The organism is Sphingorhabdus sp. EL138, from assembly GCF_900258045.1.
In the GTDB taxonomy this organism is placed as follows: Bacteria; Pseudomonadota; Alphaproteobacteria; order Sphingomonadales; family Sphingomonadaceae; genus Parasphingorhabdus.
Genome location: NZ_OGVD01000004.1, coordinates 1 through 18573, shown reverse-complemented (window position 1 = coordinate 18573; position 18573 = coordinate 1). Strand labels below are relative to the sequence as shown.

18 protein-coding genes and 1 pseudogene are annotated in these 18573 nt (G+C 51.8%); 10 read left to right on the top strand and 9 right to left on the bottom strand.

From position 1 onward, the window contains the following. Positions 1–8 precede the first annotated feature (8 nt). Both DK507_RS18230 and DK507_RS10005 read left to right on the top strand, forming a co-directional pair. Positions 9–311 carry a VOC family protein gene (locus DK507_RS18230; protein ID WP_367889564.1) on the top strand — a complete coding sequence of 101 codons (303 nt, stop codon included), beginning with the start codon at positions 9–11 and terminating at the stop codon, positions 309–311. A 266-nt stretch (positions 312–577) separates the two neighbouring features. Continuing rightward, positions 578–1276, top strand: a complete 699-nt coding sequence (locus DK507_RS10005; RefSeq protein ID WP_109356282.1) for a DUF899 family protein — start codon at positions 578–580, stop codon at positions 1274–1276. A 189-nt stretch (positions 1277–1465) separates the two neighbouring features. On the opposite strand, the gene DK507_RS10000 is transcribed toward DK507_RS10005, so the two are convergent. The 9 genes from DK507_RS10000 to DK507_RS09960 form a co-directional block, all read right to left on the bottom strand. Further along, on the bottom strand, positions 1466–1987 hold the full coding sequence (locus DK507_RS10000; protein WP_109356281.1) for a hypothetical protein: 522 nt from the start codon (positions 1985–1987) through the stop codon (positions 1466–1468). A gap of 251 nt (positions 1988–2238) precedes the next feature. Then, positions 2239–4134, bottom strand: coding sequence for a DUF3604 domain-containing protein (locus DK507_RS09995; RefSeq protein ID WP_109356280.1), 1896 nt, complete (start codon positions 4132–4134; stop codon positions 2239–2241). Positions 4135–4402: 268 nt separating this feature from the next. Next, positions 4403–7315 carry a TonB-dependent receptor gene (locus tag DK507_RS09990; RefSeq protein WP_109356279.1) on the bottom strand — a complete coding sequence of 971 codons (2913 nt, stop codon included), beginning with the start codon at positions 7313–7315 and terminating at the stop codon, positions 4403–4405. A 225-nt stretch (positions 7316–7540) separates the two neighbouring features. Further along, entirely contained in the window at positions 7541–7984 is a 444-nt protein-coding gene (locus DK507_RS09985) for a hypothetical protein (RefSeq protein ID WP_109356278.1), read from the bottom strand. A 29-nt stretch (positions 7985–8013) separates the two neighbouring features. Further along, a complete protein-coding gene (locus tag DK507_RS09980; protein ID WP_109356277.1) occupies positions 8014–9618 on the bottom strand; it encodes a GMC family oxidoreductase in 1605 nt (534 codons plus the stop codon). 73 nt (positions 9619–9691) lie between these two features. Then, on the bottom strand, positions 9692–10546 hold the full coding sequence (locus DK507_RS09975; protein WP_162558998.1) for a fatty acid desaturase: 855 nt from the start codon (positions 10544–10546) through the stop codon (positions 9692–9694). 164 nt (positions 10547–10710) lie between these two features. After that, positions 10711–11781, bottom strand: coding sequence for an AraC family transcriptional regulator (locus DK507_RS09970; protein ID WP_162558997.1), 1071 nt, complete (start codon positions 11779–11781; stop codon positions 10711–10713). A gap of 271 nt (positions 11782–12052) precedes the next feature. Beyond that, the gene (locus DK507_RS09965; protein ID WP_109356274.1) at positions 12053–12268 is read right to left on the bottom strand and encodes an AlpA family transcriptional regulator; all 216 of its coding nucleotides are present in this window, start codon (positions 12266–12268) and stop codon (positions 12053–12055) included. Continuing rightward, the gene (locus DK507_RS09960) at positions 12258–12752 is read right to left on the bottom strand and encodes a hypothetical protein (RefSeq protein WP_109356273.1); all 495 of its coding nucleotides are present in this window, start codon (positions 12750–12752) and stop codon (positions 12258–12260) included. The genes DK507_RS09965 and DK507_RS09960 overlap by 11 nt, the downstream gene beginning before the upstream one ends. Positions 12753–13115: 363 nt before the next feature. On the opposite strand from DK507_RS09960, the gene DK507_RS09950 reads away from it, so the two are divergent. From DK507_RS09950 to DK507_RS09915, 8 genes and pseudogenes are all read left to right on the top strand, one after another. Then, positions 13116–13427: a hypothetical protein gene (locus DK507_RS09950; protein ID WP_109356271.1), complete on the top strand. Its 312-nt coding sequence runs from the start codon at positions 13116–13118 to the stop codon at positions 13425–13427. Positions 13428–13457: 30 nt separating this feature from the next. Next, a complete protein-coding gene (traL, locus tag DK507_RS09945) occupies positions 13458–13745 on the top strand; it encodes a type IV conjugative transfer system protein TraL (protein WP_109356270.1) in 288 nt (95 codons plus the stop codon). Positions 13746–13756: 11 nt separating this feature from the next. Continuing rightward, positions 13757–14353, top strand: a complete 597-nt coding sequence (locus DK507_RS09940) for a type IV conjugative transfer system protein TraE (RefSeq protein WP_109356269.1) — start codon at positions 13757–13759, stop codon at positions 14351–14353. Continuing rightward, positions 14350–15177: a type-F conjugative transfer system secretin TraK gene (locus DK507_RS09935; RefSeq protein ID WP_367889559.1), complete on the top strand. Its 828-nt coding sequence runs from the start codon at positions 14350–14352 to the stop codon at positions 15175–15177. The genes DK507_RS09940 and DK507_RS09935 overlap by 4 nt, the downstream gene beginning before the upstream one ends. Beyond that, entirely contained in the window at positions 15174–16490 is a 1317-nt protein-coding gene (locus tag DK507_RS09930) for a TrbI/VirB10 family protein (RefSeq protein ID WP_109356267.1), read from the top strand. The genes DK507_RS09935 and DK507_RS09930 overlap by 4 nt, the downstream gene beginning before the upstream one ends. Positions 16491–16507: 17 nt before the next feature. After that, positions 16508–17359: a DsbC family protein gene (locus DK507_RS09925; RefSeq protein WP_109357602.1), complete on the top strand. Its 852-nt coding sequence runs from the start codon at positions 16508–16510 to the stop codon at positions 17357–17359. Next, on the top strand, positions 17356–17928 hold the full coding sequence (locus DK507_RS09920) for a hypothetical protein (protein ID WP_109356266.1): 573 nt from the start codon (positions 17356–17358) through the stop codon (positions 17926–17928). Before DK507_RS09925 ends, DK507_RS09920 begins: the two co-directional genes overlap by 4 nt. A 37-nt stretch (positions 17929–17965) precedes the next feature. After that, positions 17966–18573: pseudogene (locus DK507_RS09915) on the top strand (transposase); the annotation flags it as partial.

Sequence of the window (18573 nt, the reverse complement as noted above, 5' to 3'; positions counted from 1 at the left end):
TTTTTACACTGACCGTCCCCGATTTGGGTGCGGCAAAACCTTTCTACGAGACCGTGTTTGGCTGGGAGATTGATGAACATGGATTAGTAACCAACACCTCGTCAGGATTGAGTCTATCTGAAGGCACCGCCATGGATGCACGAACAGCCTATTTTTCAGTAGCGGATCTAGATGAATGTTTGTCGTCTGTCGTTAGTTCCGGAGGAGAAATATTAGAGCAGCATTCACCGCAATCTGGAAAGCTTGCGATCTGCCGGGATAATCAAGGAACGATAATTGCGATCCGGAACCCAGCGCAGGGTTTCGAATAGCTCCCGCCAAGCGGGCATTAGCTATTGGCCGTTCCAAGTTCTTTCAAAAAAGCGACTAGAAATAGACTACTTTTGGCGCAAAAGCAGGCATAAGAAAACAGGCCTGATGCGTTTCGATTTAGCCCTTACAAGGCATTCGAGTAATTTGGTGAGTTTCTTCTGGTGGTATCATATCGGGCAGAAGATACTCACGCTATCAATTCGAAGATCTAGTTGCGGCGCCGACCAATAAATGTGAGTATGTAGTTAAACTTTGGGAGGGAGTGATGTCCGAACGGCGCTATCCAAATGAATCAAAAGAGTACCGTGAGTCTCGCGATGCACTTTTGAAAGAGGAAGCGGCGCTAGTGGATCATGTAAAAGCTGTTGCGAAACTTCGTCGTCAGCTGCCGCTGGGAGGTCGACTGAAAGAAGACTACATTTTTGAGTGGGCATCAAATGAAAAACTAGGACAGAATGTCAAGTTTTCGGAATTGTTCGGAAGCAAAGACACTTTGCTTCTTTACAGCTTCATGTTCGGTCCAAGTTGGGACAATCCATGTCCATCATGCACGTCTGTTGTCGATGCACTTGATCGCATGGCATACTCCGTGTCACGAGACGCCGCTTTTTTTACAGTCGGAAAGGCACCGGCGATCAGAATTAACGATTGGGCCAATAAGCGAGGATGGTCACAGATCGATATTATTTCCGGGTATGAATGTTCTTACCAAGCTGACTACAATTGCCAGAGCAATTCGGACGATAGACAATTTCCAACTATGCACGTCTTTAAGAAGACCGAAGACGGCATTTTTCACTTTTGGGGTACCGAACTGACCAGTAACGACCTCGATATGATTTGGCCCTATTGGAATCTCATGGACTTGACGCCCAAAGGGAGGCCAGATCGGTCGAGCCCACCTCAAAACTTTACATCAAGGTATATCAAAGAAAACTATCTAGATGGCGAAACCAACGACTGACTTGTATTCCACCATCGACGGCGTTGATCATCATTTCTGATGTCTGTGTTCTGGATAAAGCAGAATCCATGACGTTGTCCGAAACTGAGGCGCATAGCTGACCAGCAGTTTCTGGGCCGGGAGCGGACTGTCTGGTTTTGGCTGCTTTAGGAACAACAGCAGTCATTTTAGTTGATACAATCCGTTTACTCACCCGTCCCGGCGTAACCTTTCTGTGCCTGCGCATGGCAAAGGGAAATGCAGTAACTTGGTTATGGGCGCAGCCGGATCGGGTCGGTTATTGGCGATATTGCTGGCGACTTCGACAAATGCCCTTTCATGATCACCCATGAATATGGCAATGCGCGCAGCCTCAGCGTCTTCCTCAGCAGAAACAAGCATCGCCAGTTCCTCATAGCGCGGCAGATAGTTGACACTGACCAGTTCGTGTAGCGTAGCAAAACGATCGGTCCAAGGCAAAGCACTCATTTGCTCACCAAGATTTTTCCCGTTGGTTCGACTTTCTTCATCTTCGTACAGATCCAATCCACAGCGCGTGAGCAGCGGTCTGACGATGGCCTTACCCTCCGTTTCAAACTGCAGTAATGTACCGAGAATATATGTCTGCTCTGCATCCTCGGCATTGGCGAGCAAAATATCTGTGGCGACCTCGCCTGCAATTTCGCCATGATAGACGTCTGTCAGACATTCCTTGAATTCTTTGCTTATCATATCCCAATTCCTCCATGGTACATGCCGGTTTCCTAAATATCATGGTTATCCCTGCTGTGCACAAATCTGCCGATCCGCCTTTGCGGCGGATGACAGACGTGAAATGCACGCATTGAGAACAATGCATGCGCCTACCGTTTCCCAAATAGCGGCACTGTGGGAATCGCCATCTGCTTTCGGTCCCACTTTCTGTAATCCCTGTGGTTTGCTCAAAAGAAACAAGTTGCGGAATTCGATTTGGCTGAAACGTCCTACCCCCTTGGAGAATACCAGATCGGAGATGTATAGGCGCGCTCCTGCTGGACTTTGATGACATCATCCGGCAGCGTCAGACCAAACTTCAAGGCATCGTAGACGGGCCATGTTGGCGTTGGGATTTCCAGCACGCGAACATAGTAGAACGCGTGCTGCGCGGCATTAAAATCAGGATCCTGCCAGAATGTCACAAGTTCCGGAGCACCGGTTGCGTTGTCCCAGGTACCCTTGGTCAGGTCAACCGAATTGGGAGTCGGCGTCAAACTGCCATCTGCGCCGATCTTCCGGCTTCCGGCATCGCTCCAGGACACGTTATAGATTTTCTCCTGCGTTTCGCCACTGGCGTCAAGCCAGCCTTTGACCACCTGAATCCGGTCGAGGCTTGCACTTTCAGGATCCATGGTCGCGCTGATGAGGAAGGTTGGCGCTTTGTTGGCATTTCTTCCGACCAAATCACCGCCCATCGGCACGCCCTTGGTATAGCCGGTTTTGACCAGCTCATCGGTATCGTCGGCTGTAAACTCAAATCCGCCAAAGAAGCGCACGGCCATGCGTGGACCAGTGGTGGCGTAAACCTCCCGTCTCTGGAACGCATCGAAAATAGCTTCTCTTGTATTGCTGGTCGCCCATGCCGCGGCGTAACCACTGGACAGGTAATGCCAGCCAAATCGGCCATTATCGGTGGCCAGACTCTGTGAGGCCATAACCCGGTCCTTGTTGTTCAGTTCATTGCCGCTATGCTTGCCATAGAAGTTATTTTCGTCCGCAGTCGCCAATGAGGTATGGCTGTCGGTCGAACCGATCATGCCGAACTTGAACGGATTGACGCCGATTTCCTTCATCAGCTGCAAGCCGCGTTTCAGAGCCTCACGGGTGTAGCTGCCACCGTAATCTTCGGGCTTTGTTTTGATAGCGCAACTCAGATTACATTCCTCCCATGCGGCATCGCCATAGCTGGCAAACTCGTCGTTGGGGGAGAGGAACGGATGGCTCTCGCTATCACCCTTGATCTGGGTAACTTCCACTACTGGCTCATATTTGGCCCGAGTTTCGGCATAGGCTTTGTCAATCGGGCTGCCGTCATAGCGCTGCATTTCGAACATGCGGCCGTTGGACACATTGCTGTTGTGCGGCATGGCCAACACTTTTCCACCGGTTTTCTCTTCATAGGCAGCCATATGATTCCAAAGGTTTTCAGGATTTCCATTCGGACCGGTCGAACCCAGCGGCAGGACCTGTGTAGCTTTGTCCGCACCATCTCTGAACATCACTACCCGGTGTAGGTTATTGCCTTCCGGCCAGGGTGTGTACTCATAGCCCATGAACGCGGTGAACTTGCCTGGCTCGTTGTATTGATCGACAACTTTTCCATGTTCGATCCAAACATCACGGTTACGTTTCTCATTGGCTTTCGGATCCAAAAAAGCCTCAGGCAGAGTACCGTCAGCCGCACCGACAATCAGTTCCGTCGTGACCTGCAGCGAGCCTTCGTCACTTTCGTGCATCATGTCATACCAACGCAACATGAATCCATCAGCCAGCAGTTCGGCGCGCGGTGTATTGTAAAGAGTTTTTGTCGCGGCCAGCGCGTCGCTATGGTCGGCAATGACCAGAAAGTCGAGTGGCCGTGACAGCTTGGCCTTGGATCCCTTGGTCGCGGTTACTTCTTCCCCTCGAGCAAAACGCAAGGCCTGTTCGGCATTCAGTCGATTGCCAAAGCCAAAAGCGTCCATACTGTTGTCGGTATGAAGATGAGTATCGCCCCAGAAAACCTGTTCAGGATAATCACTGTCCACAACATCGCGAGAGCCCGATGATCCGCTTTCCAACTGACTACAACCGGACAAAGCCAGCGCAGTAGCACATATGGTGGTGTAAAGATGCTTACGCATGATATCGTCTCCTAAATCCTGTCCCTGTTCGCCCCAATTCTGTCGGTGCAACAAGACAATATTGTCTTCAATTTCCGGAAGCTTCCTCCTGTTCGACAAGTGTCTCTTTCAGATAATCGGAAAGCTCATCCTTCCATAAACTAACAACCGCATTGTTAAACTGATCGATCAAGTACCGGCGCGCGACCGTAATTTCGATTTTCTGTCGACCCTGGGTGAGGGGCAGATTTTCACCTGCCCCTCAGGGAGATAGTCCGGCAAAGCCGAACTAAAACTTGATTCCAGCACTGATCCCGTAACGACGGGGATCAAGCGTGAAGATATTGTTGAACAGCCCGGAAGCCGCTCCAACTGTATAGATGCCAGTAACAGAATTGCTGTCGAACACGTTTTGAATGAAGCCTTTCACATACCAGTTCTCATCAGCGCTGTTCAGCTGGATTGAAGCGTTCACTTGCGTGAAGCCTTTGATCCGGTTGAGTTGTCCATTGAAAATATTACCAAAGCTCTCGCCCGTGTAGGCAACATCAACACGCGGGACCAAGGTCATCGCATTATCGAAGTTCACCGTGTGCTGGACACCAATAGAGAATTTGGTGGTGGGAGCCTGTGGTAATGCGTTTCCACGAACATTGGTTTCCACACCTGCGCCATGCAGGGTAAAGGTCCCTAATGCATCGAGTAATGGCTGCAACGGCGCAAGCGCCGCGGAGGCTGCACCGATGTTACCGGCAGCAGCAGCCTGCAATATACCGCAGAAGGAGAAAGCACCCGTTGATGCAATCCCGCCATCTGACGGGAACGGTGTAGGGCCCCTAAATCCGAGAGCACCGTTAATGGCACCAACAAATGCATTGGCATCGGCTCCATTATTGCCGGTTACCGCGCAGTTGGACGCGTTACCAATATCCTTGATGATAACGGCGTTTGGATCACCAGCGCCCGGATCACGTGGATTGGCGAGCAGATTGTCTCCGGTCACTTTGGTCTTCAACCAACTGAAACCCATGTTGATCAACCAATCCGGGTCAGGACGGACAACCGCTTCCAGCTCGATACCGTAAACATCAGCGTCGATATTGTCGTTAATCGATGTACGGGCCACAATGCGGCTGAGTTGAAGGTCTTTATACTTGTAGTAAAATGCTGTTGCGTTGAGCTGCAACTTACCGTCGGCAAACGTATTTTTCGATCCAATTTCAAAGGCATCGATAGATTCCGAAGCGAATGTATCTGGTACGGCAAAAATCGGCTGAACCGGCGGATTGATACCACCCGATTTGTAACCCCGGGAATAGGATGCGTAGAGCAGGTTGTCCGGCGAAAACTGCCAGTCCACAACAACACGCCCTGTAATTTCATCGAAGCCGACAGTGCGAACCTGGAACGGTTGGACACCAGCCAAAGCCGCATCAGCGTCGTAGGTGGCAGCGGCCGGCGCATCAAAAACACTCGCACCGTTAAATCCGAAAGGAACTGGAAAATTGGCCAGCGTTGAACGAGCGGTGAGATTCTTCTTGTCGTTATTGTATCGCAGGCCACCGGTGATTTTTAGAGTATCGGTAAGATCGAAATAGACCTCTCCAAAGATACCATATGACTTGAGTTTGAAGTTCGGCGTGTTGCTTCGGAAAAATGGTGTCGCGAGAAACCCCCCATTTCCAGCGCCCAACAGTCCTGAGATATAGTCGATCGCAAATGTGTTCACGTAGTAGTTGTTGTCGGTTACCTCGTGCTCGGCATAGATTCCCCCCAGCAGGAAATTGAATGGACCATCCAGATCACTGGACAGTATCCCTTCAACTGACCACGATTTTGTTTTGGAACTTGAACGGTCAAAGGATAATGGAACATCGTTACAGACACGGTTGCCGCCATACGAACCGAAACCGGTTGGGTCGGTTGTTGACGTACAGATGGGACCGTTGGGACCGTTGGGAATGACGGCATTTGCTACGGGTTGAAATAGTGGAACAGCCGAAATTGTATTCAAGGCGGTGACAAAACGGCTACGATCCTGAATTCCGAGGTTGTAGTCCTGTGTCGAATTAACTTCGGTTTCTTGGTAGGTGCCTGTCAGGCTGGCCTGAACCGCTCCAAAATTATGGTCGATATGGGCTTGTATCTGTAACTCGTCAGTGAAATATTCCGGCGTGTAGGCGGTGTTGACCTGCCGGACATTTTGTGGCTCGACCGAGTTGAATAGCGAACCTTGACCGTCGTATAGGCTGCCCAGCGCTAACGAGGGAGCGAGTGCTGCAAGCGGCGTTCCTCTCAGCTGGAAAGCCAGAAATTCTGCCGAGCTCAATGTTCCGGTAAAACCGGAATTGGTATTAATATTGGAAAAATCCCGCCGACCATTCAAACAACCCAGAACACCGGTTGGATCAAATTGACAGGTTTGTTTTTGACTGCGTAGACGATCATCATCTTCGCGGAAATAGTAGCCCATCAGATCAATTGTGGTGTCCGGACCTGGTTCAAACCGGATGGAACCACGGACCGCGTACATATCGCGGCCATCAATATCCGTGTTGTTGAAAATATTCTGCGTGAAACCATCGCGGTTGAGGTAGAAACCGGCCAGACGGACGCCCACTGAATCGCCGAGCGGAACGTTCACCATGCCCTTCACTTTGGTGCTGTTGAAATTGCCATATTCGGCGTCAATCGAAGCACCGAATTCGCCAAGATTGGGCTTGGCGGTCACAACATTGACCACGCCGGACGTTGCATTCCGACCAAACAAAGTTCCTTGTGGACCGCGCAGAACCTCAACACGTTCAAGATCAAAATATTCAGTTTCAAAAAGGCGTGTACTGAACAGCGGTGCCGAGTTCAGGTGAATAGCGGTTGCGCTATCGCAGCTGACGCCAACACAAAGGTCGCCAATGCCGCGAATGGTGAAGCTTGATGCGGTAAACTGGCTTTTTGTAAACGTTACATTAGGAAGCGTGAGCTGCAAATCCGATGCGTTTTCAATCTGTTGTGATTCCAGAGCCTTGCTATCAAAAGCCGAAACTGCAACTGGAACTTCCTGCAGACTTTGTGATTGACGCTGAGCAGTCACAATGATGACATTGTCGTCATTTGCACCATCATCCTGATTGTCCTGTGCCAGTGCCGGTGTCGCAAGCAGCAATCCGATACTGGATACAGTTGTGTAAAGTATATTTTTCATAGTTCTTCCTCCCATAGCGCAGCAGCATTTCCAATCTCGGTAAAGCGAAATTGAAAAGCCCAGTTGCGCGGCAACAATTGCCTTGAATTATTTGGACAGCAAATCTCCCACCCGCAGAGATGATCGCCGAACAACATTTGAAATTCTTGTCAAATCACGTCATCTACTTGTCATATCACGACACAACGGGTGCTCCGTTTTATTGAGCAGAACCAAGCTTCGGCCTCACAATATTCCCGTTTGACGCTTTTTCAGCATGTCAACGGTTATGGATTGCATGACAGATCCGCTGTCATCCAGCCGCTGTGTTAATAGTCCGTCGGGAGCAAAGAGACTGAACATTACCAACGCGCCGTCCGGTCCGCCCTGTTCGATATGATCTTCTATATTGTTGGTGAAGGAATAGTCACCAACCTGACGAATGCGGTGCCCCACTTCCTTGCCATCCTCATAGTCATAGACATGAAACTCACCCTGCAGCACGATCGATGAGATCGGCGCGAGATGTCGGTGAAAATGGCAATATGCTTTGGGTGCCCACCGATACAGTACGTCCACATGTTGATCATCGTGAATGCCCAATATCGCACCCCAATAGTCAACTGTTCGCTCCAGCGACTCGCCGGTATAGTGATCCCAGTCGTGTTCATCTTTTGTCAGTAAGTCCATTATCTATATCCTCTCATTCGCTCTCGCGGTTAAGCCTGTCCAGCCGCCGCCTGTTTCATAAAATCTGCGGCTCGCTCGCCGATCATGATACTGGGTGCATTGGTGTTACCGGATATTAAACTGGGCATGATTGAGGCATCGGCGACGCGCAATCCTTCTAGGCCGTTTACGCGCAGCTCGGTATCGACAACGGCACCCGCATCCGATCCCATGCGGCAGGTTCCGACAGGGTGGTACACCGTATCTGCTCGCCCGCGGATTTCCGCCTCCAGATCATCATCACTTTCGATGCCCTGCAAATAAAGCTCCTTCCCGCGGATGGCATCAAAGGCAGGTGCCTCCATGATTCGCCGGGTCAGTTTTGTACCATTGAGCAGGGTTTTCATATCCTCATCCTCGGTCAGGAAATTGGGATCAATAACCGGCGCTGCACTAACGTCATTGCTGCCCAATGTAACCGAACCCTTGCTTTTGGGGCGCAAGACACAGACGTGGCAGCTAATCCCATGGCCCCAGTGCAATTTGCGACCATGATCGTCTACGAGCGCGGTGACAAAATGCAATTGAAGGTCTGGATGCTCCAGATCCGGATTGCTTTTCAAAAAAGCGCCCGTCTCGGTAATGTTAGACGCAAACATCCCCTCACGCTTACGCCAATATTTCCACATTTCGCCAAGCATCTTGGGAAAGCCCCTGACTGAAAATCCGAATGTGCCGGTCGATGGGCTGGAATAGCTTAGCACATAGTCAATATGATCCTGCAGATTCTGTCCTACCTCAGCACTGTCATGGACGACATCAATTCCATGACTTTGCAGATGCGCAGCAGGGCCAACGCCGGATAGCATCAACAATTGTGGTGATTGGAACGCACCGGCGGACACAATCACCTCGCACTTGGATTTGATCGTTCCTGTACGTCCTTTGACGGTGACACTGACGCCGGTCGCTCTTTTGCCCTCAAAGTCTATTTTTTGCGCCTTCGCATCAGTGATGATGGTCAGATTGGAGCGATCCATATTGGGATAGAGATAGGCGCGAGCGGCGCTGTGCCGCTGGCCATCTTTTTGCGTAACATGATACCAGCCTAGTCCTTCCTGCTGCGCCCCGTTAAAATCATCGGTCGCGGGAAGTTGAAGCTGACGCCCCGCTTCCAGAAAATGTTCATTCAACGGATTGCGTGTGCGATGCGTTGTGGCGTTTAGCGGGCCGCCTGTACCGTGATATTGATCCGCGCCGGGTTCAAAATTCTCCAGCTTCTTGAAATAGGGCAGCACATCGTCATAGCTCCAGCCGGTCGCTCCTTCTTTCTCCCAGCGGTCGTAGTCATTCCGATGACCGCGAATATAGACCATCGCGTTGATCGAACTGGAACCACCCAGCGTCTTGCCGCGCGGTTGATAGCCGGTACGACCATTCAATCCCTTTTGCGGAACCGTTTCAAAAGCCCAGTTATTTTTGCCTCCCGGCATCAGCCCAACAACACCGGCCGGAATATGGATTAGGGGATTGCTGTCCTTCGAACCGGCCTCCAGCAAACAAACCGAGATATTGGGGTTTTCGGTCAGACGCGCGGCAATTGCACATCCGGCCGATCCCGCACCTACTATCACATAGTCAAATTCCGTTTGCACTATAACTTATCCCTCTCATGGAGAATGTTTTACGAAAACAAATCGGGCCGGCGTTCATCTTCGCGAGCAGGATCTAGAACCGCTTCACGGGTAAGCCTGAATCCATTAGTTCCATGCGATGTGATTTGAAAAATGTGCGGTACTTGTTGAACGGAATCCGTGGAAAGGCGTGATGGATGCCATGATAGCTCTGCTGCAACGTCGCCCAGGTGTAGAGCCGATCGAGCCAGTTGACGTTACCTTCGAACACCGTGGTATTGCGGAAACGGGCTGGATCCTCATGCGGTTTATGCACGATCCAGTCGAACAGGAAGCCCAGAGTCGGCGTCGCAATCATTGCCGGGATCAGATAACCGATTACCGGTAGTTGCCATCCGAAAATCAAGCCCAGTGCGGTCAATATGATCGCGGTCTGAACAAAGGCCCATACCGACCACCAGAAGGCGGAACGCATCCGTGGTTGATCCCAGTTACGCCGAGCATGAAACACATAGCTGACCGTGATGGTCATGCAGCGCAGCAGAATATCGAGAAAATTCTTACCCTTGATATAGTGATCCGGGTCGCGGGCCGGATCATTGGTATATTTGTGATGATCCAGATGGATGGTTTTATGGGCGCTGAAAGGGACCAGTGTAAAAAACCCGGCGACCCGGCCAATCAGACGATCAACAAATGAGTCTCCATTGGCGGTACCGCCGATATTGCCGTGTACTGCTTCATGCAATGCGGTGTACATCGAATATATCGCGAAATAGTTTGCGACGCCAGCTATCCAGACTGGAACCTGGCCAATTGCCGACAGGGCTAATGTACCAACAATCACTGTTGAACAGCCGAGACACAGTAATATCGTACCAAGCTGACGTTGCCCCGACATTTCATTGGCCGTCATGGCCAGAGCGCGTAGGTTATTTGCCCGTTTCATATTCCCTCTCCCAATAATCGCTGAACCAATGCTCAGCGTTTGCATCGAGGGCAATCAGCTAGAATTCCCCAGGATGTTCGAGTTGTGAAGGGTCTTGGGCAGATTCGCTTGTCATATCGCGACATAGATTTGTTAATTCGCGACAGTATCAGAGCTGCTACGGTTCACCCGGAAGAACGTTGTTTGCGAAACTGACTCGGAGAACTGCCTGTATATTTCGAAAAGGCGCGAGTGAAATTGGCCTGATCGGAGTAACCCACTGCATAGGCGATTTCAGTCATCGGCAGGTTGCTAACAACGAGATATTGTTCCGCAATTTCAAATCTGACGCGATCCAAAAGGGATTGAAAAGATTCCTGTCCGTGCGCATCCAGACGCCTCTGGATAGTCCGTTCACTGCAGCCCAATTGATTGGCTAGTGTTGTCAGGGACGCTTTTTGTGTTGGAAGATGAAATCGAACCAGTCCCTCCAACTGATCAATGAAGTCGCTTTCGGGCGCAATCTTCGAAATTCGTTCTTTAGCATAATGATGCAGCGTCGTGTTTGCAGTTTGTATCTCCCATTTGAAAATTTCAGCGTTGAAATAGAGACCGTCAAAGTCAGCATCGAACTCCAGTTCATCGCCAAACATCGATTGATACGTAGATAGATAGTCTGGAACCTTGCTTCGAAAACAAACACGTCGCAGCGGCAACACCTTTCCCGCCGCCCGGTTTGTAACCATACGAAACTGTGACAATGTCAGCTTCACGCCCAGGTCCAGCTGTAACGCGGAAAGATGTGGGGCAATTACTTCAAAAGATACTCTGACTAAATCTCCTTCAACCTCAAATTCTGATCTAACTGGTTGGGCATGAGTATAGAGGAATGCACGTTGTTCGAGGAGAAACTCCTCCATATTGGCCGAGCTTGTCAGCAGGTGACCATAGTCGCCCAGAAAGTCTCTATTTTGATCTAACGCAAGTAACGGTGGAATGTCATCGCGGTTGCTTAGCCGGGTTACAAACTCAAGTGCGCTGGCAATTCGGCCAACTTCCACCAGCAAATCACCGGTTTCCAAATATTTTCTGTTTAGGCCCAATCTACGAAGCACCGGATTTGGATCGATTCCCAGTTCGATGCACAATTGATCAAAATTTTGGAGAGCGCCAATTCTGACCAAATATTGCTGTTTAGGTGAAGCCGACATTTGTTCCTCTTGTTCAAAGCAAACTCTAACATGAGCGGGTTTCAACGTCGATTCCTATAACTTTGACATGGCTTTTGGGATGTCCGCTTTCAGGGCCTAAGATTTAGGATACCTAAGTCTGATACTGGGGCGCAAAGCTGACGCAGGATCCGGCTTCAAGGAAAGCCGCGAAAAGAATGCTATCTGCCGCATAGATATTGAACAAAACTGGAGCACCGTCGGTGCCACCTATTGCCATACGGCCTTATGTCTCTGACCAATGTGGCCGACCACTGGCTTTGAGTATGCTGGTTTCGCAAACGAACTCTGAAAACTATCATTGGCTAGTATTGAGCGATGACTTCGCGGCAATCCACTCATCGATATCGCTCTCCAACCATCGAACATTATACCTGCTCAGCGAATGCGCTTTGGGGAATTTGCCTTTATTCATCCAATCATAAATAGTTGATCGTCCTAGCCCCACCCGGTGTTGTACTTCGCTTAGCCGGATTAATCTTGAGGGAGGTTGTTCTAAAATCTCATCGCTCATGATCGCTTCCATTGATTCGGTCGGTGCCATCACCCAGAAGAGCATCCTTCCGGGCAAGTTCATCAATATTCTCGGCAAGCAATCGCGCTACCCGCTGTGCAGTACCCCTGGCCCATCGCGGTTTGATATCGTGGAGCTGATTTCCCAGTTGCTGCTCAAGGGCAGCGGGTAGAGCGCGAACAAATGCGTCAAAAAATAGGGCAAGGTCGGTTTGCAACCATTCTGCCGCACGGTTCCCGTCGCCGGCTATATATAATGTCATATGCGCGTGCGGAGCTGCGCCAGATGCGTTTAATATCCGTAATACTTCACCCACTGTCGGGTTGCGCTCACCTTGAAGAACGCGTCTGAGTGCATCACGATGCAGATTAGCCTCACGCGCAATCGAGCAGCGCGGCCGCCCTGAAGAGTTCGCAGCCGCTTTCAGCAAGGCAGATAGCCCGGTGCGTATATGTTGTTCAGAAATCTCAAATTGGTCTGTCATGTCATCCATCCGTCTTCATATTGGAGCGACTCATCTATTAGTCTGATCAAAGGGCTGTAGGAAAACGAAAAGAACATAAATAGAACAAATAGGAAATTTCGAATCACTATTTCTATGTGATTCGCGCAGAATCCGGTCAGTGTTGCGCAAAATCCGGCAGGTACCGCGCATATTCCGGCACAATCGACGCAAATGGCAGCACCAACCGCGCAGATTCTGATCAGCACTCCCGAAATTGTCACTTTTCGCTTGATGAAATCCACCAAAACCCATTTCCTGTTTTCCTACAGAGGATCACTGGCGCACTAAGAACATACAGCGAACACATGCTGTTTCATGTTTCTCAAGCGAAAGTGATTTTCAATGACCACAACGACACAAACCAAACGCACTCGCGTTACCGACTATATCCTCCCTGCCGCGATTGCGCTCGCCTGTGCTGGCGCTGCATATGCCGGTGCGGATAACACTTTTGATCCCGCGCTGACCAAATTTACCGATTTTCTCGAAGGCTCTGGCGGCAAGATAATCACCGTACTCAGCCTCGCTGCCGGTCTGATCGGCCTTGCCTCGGGACGCTTTTCGTTGGGGCAGATTGCAGTCCCTGTTGGCGTCGGTATCGGTGTCGGGACAGGCGTTCCCATCGTCACCTCTGTTGTCACCGCAGTCATTTAACGACTGCGGTTGGCAAGGAGGGCGGCACGAATGGCTGACAGATATCTATTACCCCGGCGGCTGGATGACCCTGAACTCATTGGATTTTGGACAATCGACGAGTTTCTTGGCCTCATCATTCCGTTCGCCTGGGGCATATTAGCGCAGCATATTTTTGTAGGAATCGCCTTAGCATTTTTCGCCTGGTTCGCGCTTCGAAAAGCAAAATCCGGCGGTGCGAGCGCGCAGCTCCTGCATGCTGTCTACTGGTATCTGCCCGGATCATTTCTGGGATTAAAAGCCACGCCGCCCTCCCACTGCCGACTTTTGGCCGGTTGAAGGAGGACAGGATGGAAGCACATATCGCACATCGGTCAGCGCAGCGCCTGCTGCGTCAACGCAACTGGCTCGCACTCCTGGCTGCCGGGCTTGCTGTCACCAGTCTGGTCGCCATTACGGCCGCCACGACCCAATCGCGGGAAATCGTGCTGGTGCCGGTGACCGGACAATCGCTCACCCTGTCAAGCGCGGGCGTTGCTGATGAATATCTGGAGCTTGTCACCCGCGACACCGCGCTCATGCTGCTCAACCGCAGCCCTGAAGGCCTGGACTACTGGATGGAGCAGATACTTAAATTGGCCGACCCCGGAGCGCATGGCCGTCTCAAATCAGAATTGGTCAAAATCGTCTCCGAACAACGCGGCTCGGATATCGCGCAAGCATTTGTCATCCGTTCGCTTAGCATCGACCCCAAAGAACTCCGGTCCGAAGTCAGCGGCACGCTCAAGACATTTGTGGGCGCGCAGGTGATTGCCAGCGAGGAACGCAAATTTGTTTTTCGCTGGTCATATTCCGGTCTTCGGCTTGCGCTCACCGGTTTTGCGCAAGTCCCAACCGATGCCGACCAAAAAAACAATCAAAAGACCAACCAAAAGGATGCCTCATGATGAGCAGCATGTTTTCACTATCATCCGCCTGTCTGTTTGGCAGCGGTATGGCGAGCTTTAGCTGGGGAGTTACCAGACGCCCGGACACAGGTTTCAAAACGCTCGGGGCGGCGCTTTTGGTAGCCGCTGCTTCTCTCACCGCCAGCCCTGCCCTGGCTGACCAGTTCGTCGAGACGGCGGACAATGCCCGGATTGACTGCACATTATCGCGCGATGAACTCACCCGTATCGCGTTGGTCGGCGATGAATTTTCAAGCGTTTCAAAAATCGCATCGGGCTATCCCTATAATGATTTTGGCGTAACGCACGAACCGGTCCGCGGCGATATCTATATTTCCGTACCGCCCAGTTTTGCTGCAAATTCACTCAGTTTCTTCGCCACCAGCAAACAGGGTTTTGTTTATAAATTTGCCTGCCGCACGGAACCGATCGAAGCGCATCAACTTTTTATAACCAATCCTGCCCTTGCCAAACCCGCAGCGGAAACATGGGAAAACGAAAGAAGCGAAGACCAGACCATCATCGCTTTGGTAAAAGCCATGGCGGAGGGCGTGACTCCTCCCGGTTACAGCGTGCATCAACGCATGATGCGCCCTGTTCGAACGGGCGATATCGAAGTGCAGCTTGTCGCGGAATATCGCGGCGCGGGCTTCAATGCGCAGCAGTTTGTTCTAACCAATCGCGGAAATACGGCAATCAAGCTGGGTGAAGCCGAGCTCGCACCCAAATCAGCGCGCGCGATTTCCATTGCGCAGGACATCCTTGAGGCAGGAACCAGCACATCAGCCTATGTGGTCACCGCGGCGCGGGGGACCGCCCGATGAGCGAGAGCAAAACGGCCCCTGCCCAAAATGCCGATGAAAATCAGGGAAAGGCGCGCGCGGGTCTCAACAAGCAGATCGCGCGGCGGCAAAACATGCTCCTTGCCGGTATCGGCAGTCTCGCATTGATCGCCGGTATCTGGTTTCTATTTGGCGGTGACGGCGAAGATGCAGCTGGGGACGAAAACGGCATCGTTACAATTGACGCCGGCAGTCTGGTCAACCGTAATCTCTCCCAGCGCGAGTTTGTCGCGGCTTATGAAAACAGGCTTAATAAACTCACGCAGGATCAAAAGGCGCTCAAGGAAACCCAGCTGCCAACCCGCGAAATCGAAGAACAAATCGAAGCGCTACGGCAGCAAAATGACGAAATGCGCGCCAACGGTCAGGCCGCCATTGATGCGATCTCGGCGGAAAATTCCGCGCTCAAATCGCAGATAGCAGAAGCAGAGGCGGCAACGCCGCCAGCGCAACCACCGGCTTACGGTCCGGAGGCCGGAGATTTTGGCCGACAATCCAGCTCGCTTGGAAATCCGGACGGCACGGCGGTCAGTGCGGGCGGATCACCATCAAGCGCGGTTAAAACCCTTAGTTTTGAAAGCGCAAAATCTTCGAACAAGAAAGCTAAATCCCGCAGCGCAGATATTTCACCGCTGCTACTCGAAGACAGCCCGGAATATCTGCCACCAAACAGCTATGCACCGGCCAAAGTCATTGTCGGCGTGGATGCATCTGTCGGCGTTGCAAGCCAGAGCGATCCGCTGCCTGTGGTGCTACGTATTACCGGCCCTGCCCGCTCGGTTGTCAAAAACGGCAAGCTCTTAACCACCAATATTACCGGCTGCATTGTCAACGGCGCGGCGCGCGGGGATCTCTCAGCGGAAAAAGTATATGTGAAACTTGCCCGCATGACTTGCAATCAGCCCGGTGGGCGCGTTGCCGTCAGCGAAGTCAAAGGTTTTATCAGCTTTGCGGGGAAATCCGGCGTGCGCGGCCGCGTGGTGAGCCGCGAGGGCAGTCTTGTCAGCCAGGCGCTGCTCGCGGGGATTGTCGGCGGGTTTGGTCGCGGCTTTTCGGCCAATGCCAACAGTATTTTTACCGGCGGCATTGGCGAGGATGGAAACCGTAAAAATCTTTCGGGCGCCGACATTTTGACCGGCGGCCTTGGTCAGGGCGCAGGCGATGCAGCCGACACCGTCTCCAAATATCTCATCGAACGAGCCGAACAATATCAACCTGTCGTCGAGATGCCGACCGGCATCGATGTCGAGATCGTCTTTCTCGACGGCGTCCATGTAAGGAGTGAAAACAAGTGAATCTCAAATATCAAAAAATGCATAGGAACCTAAAATCAAAGGCAGCAGCGATCGCGCTCGCGGTTGCGAGCGGCGGGATTGTTTCAGGCCTTGTTGCTGCCAGTTTCATCTCGGCTCCTGCCAATGCGGCAGGGATGCTCCAGGATGTGCGAACCGCAATCCAGCTGCGCCTCCCCAAAACACCAATCACCAGCCTAAATTGCAAAGGATTTGGCGGTCTGTGCGAAGTGGTTTCCAAAAAGACGTTATTCTATATTGATGAACGCGCGCGTTACCTTTTTGTCGGGCGGCTCTACGACATGGAAAGCCGCGCTGATCTGACCGCTGCCAAGCTGCTCGAACTCAATCCGGAACTATTGGTCGCAGGCACAGCGGGCGCAAATGGCCGCGCACCGTCTAATGCTAAACATGCGGCCAAAGAACCCGCATCCAAAGTTCCCGTCGCCGACCTGACGCCGTCAGGAGCAATCCATTGGGGAGCGAAAACCGGGCCCAAGCTCATCGTGTTTTCCGATTTTCTTTGCAGCTATTGCAAGCAGTTGACGGCTGAACTTAAAAAAGTGCGCGTGCGCGTTGAAGAGCGTCCTATTTCGATCTTTGGTGAAAAGAGCCGGAAACTCGCGGAAGCGGTGATCTGTTCGAGTGATCCTGTAAAGGCACTGCATCAAGCCTATTCCGGAGAAAGCCTGAAGCCACAAAAATCCTGCGACATATCTGGTCTTGATGCCAATGAGGCTTTTGCACGTAGGCACGGCTTTTCCGGAACGCCGGTCATGGTGCGCGCAAGTGACGGCGCGGTCCTCGAGGGTTATCGCGGTGCAGCGGAAATCCGTGCATTCCTTAGCGCAACTTCAAAAGGTGCGAAATGAGCCGCGCGCGTTACCCGGTAAGCTTGATTGCGCTTTCAAGCCTTTCCCTATCGGCTTGCGCCAGCCTGGGCAGCAATATTAGCGGCAGTTTTGATTGCAAGGCGCCAGGCGGTAGCTGCGCGCCGACATCGCAAATTGATGCGGCAGCAAGCGCGGCAATGCTGGGGCAATCTCAGCCGAGCGGCAGGCGAAACCTGATATCGTCCGCACAAACCGCCCGGACCGGCGAGCGGGTACTCAAAATCGTGTTTCCCGGATTTGTAGATGCGTCGGGAAATCTGCATGAAGCCCGCAGTGTGCATGTTGTTGCACGGTCTCCTGACTGGGCGGCGACATTGACAGGCAGAGACACAAATATCGCCAGGCAAATGGCGCGCGAAATCTCCGATCAAGCCAGGCAAGCAGTCAAAGATAATCCTGACGACGCTTCTGGCGCAGAGGAAAGCAACAGCGAAACACAGCCGGATGCTGCAGGTGCGGCAGATCCATTTCTCAAAAGTTCTTACAATTTGCCATCGCGTGTTCCCCGTCAGCATTCGATAGACAGATTGCGGTTCATTAACATGTGAGTGTTTTGGTATCATCGTAGTGACGTAAGGAACGAAGATGAGATCAAAACAGAAAAATTCCAAGGCGCCCGCTGACCAGGTGGTGAAGGATATTCGCCGTGCTACCCGCAAGCAATATAGCGCAGAAGAGAAGATAAGGATCGTACTGGAGGGTTTGCGCGGTGACGATACGATAGCCGAGCTATGTCGCCGAGAAGGCATTGCCCAAGGCGTCTATTACAAATGGTCGAAGGACTTCATGGAGGCTGGCAAGAAGCGTCTTGCAGGTGACACAGCGCGTGCTGCCAACAATGAAGAAGTGAGTGAACTTCGCCGTGAAGGCCGCGACCTGAAAGAAGTTGTTGCAGAACTGACTTTGGAGAACCGACTTCTCAAAAAAAGCATGATCGGGGATGGGGACGAAGACGAATGAGGTATCCTGCATCCGAGAAGCTGGAGATCATCAGGCTGGTGGAACGATCACACCTGCCAGCTAAGCAAACACTGGATAGGCTGGGCATCGCCCGGCCTACCTTCTACCGCTGGTATGACCTCTATCAGCGTTTTGGTGAAGATGCGTTGGAAGATAAGCGCCCTGGTCCCAGACGTGCGTGGAACCGGATACCAGATGAGATCCACGAACAGATACTGGAGATGGCGCTGGAA

Bases quoted from the DNA above. Each gene is read 5' to 3' on its own strand.
- DK507_RS10005 (WP_109356282.1), top strand. From the start codon at position 578: ATGTCCGAACGGCGCTATCCAAATGAATCAAAAGAGTACCGTGAGTCT.
- DK507_RS10000 (WP_109356281.1), bottom strand. From the start codon at position 1,987: ATGATAAGCAAAGAATTCAAGGAATGTCTGACAGACGTCTATCATGGC.
- DK507_RS09995 (WP_109356280.1), bottom strand. From the start codon at position 4,134: ATGCGTAAGCATCTTTACACCACCATATGTGCTACTGCGCTGGCTTTG.
- DK507_RS09990 (WP_109356279.1), bottom strand. From the start codon at position 7,315: ATGAAAAATATACTTTACACAACTGTATCCAGTATCGGATTGCTGCTT.
- DK507_RS09985 (WP_109356278.1), bottom strand. From the start codon at position 7,984: ATGGACTTACTGACAAAAGATGAACACGACTGGGATCACTATACCGGC.
- DK507_RS09975 (WP_162558998.1), bottom strand. From the start codon at position 10,546: ATGAAACGGGCAAATAACCTACGCGCTCTGGCCATGACGGCCAATGAA.
- DK507_RS09965 (WP_109356274.1), bottom strand. From the start codon at position 12,268: ATGAGCGATGAGATTTTAGAACAACCTCCCTCAAGATTAATCCGGCTA.
- DK507_RS09960 (WP_109356273.1), bottom strand. From the start codon at position 12,752: ATGACAGACCAATTTGAGATTTCTGAACAACATATACGCACCGGGCTA.
- DK507_RS09950 (WP_109356271.1), top strand. From the start codon at position 13,116: ATGACCACAACGACACAAACCAAACGCACTCGCGTTACCGACTATATC.
- traL (WP_109356270.1), top strand. From the start codon at position 13,458: ATGGCTGACAGATATCTATTACCCCGGCGGCTGGATGACCCTGAACTC.
- DK507_RS09940 (WP_109356269.1), top strand. From the start codon at position 13,757: ATGGAAGCACATATCGCACATCGGTCAGCGCAGCGCCTGCTGCGTCAA.
- DK507_RS09935 (WP_367889559.1), top strand. From the start codon at position 14,350: ATGATGAGCAGCATGTTTTCACTATCATCCGCCTGTCTGTTTGGCAGC.
- DK507_RS09930 (WP_109356267.1), top strand. From the start codon at position 15,174: ATGAGCGAGAGCAAAACGGCCCCTGCCCAAAATGCCGATGAAAATCAG.
- DK507_RS09925 (WP_109357602.1), top strand. From the start codon at position 16,508: ATGCATAGGAACCTAAAATCAAAGGCAGCAGCGATCGCGCTCGCGGTT.
- DK507_RS09920 (WP_109356266.1), top strand. From the start codon at position 17,356: ATGAGCCGCGCGCGTTACCCGGTAAGCTTGATTGCGCTTTCAAGCCTT.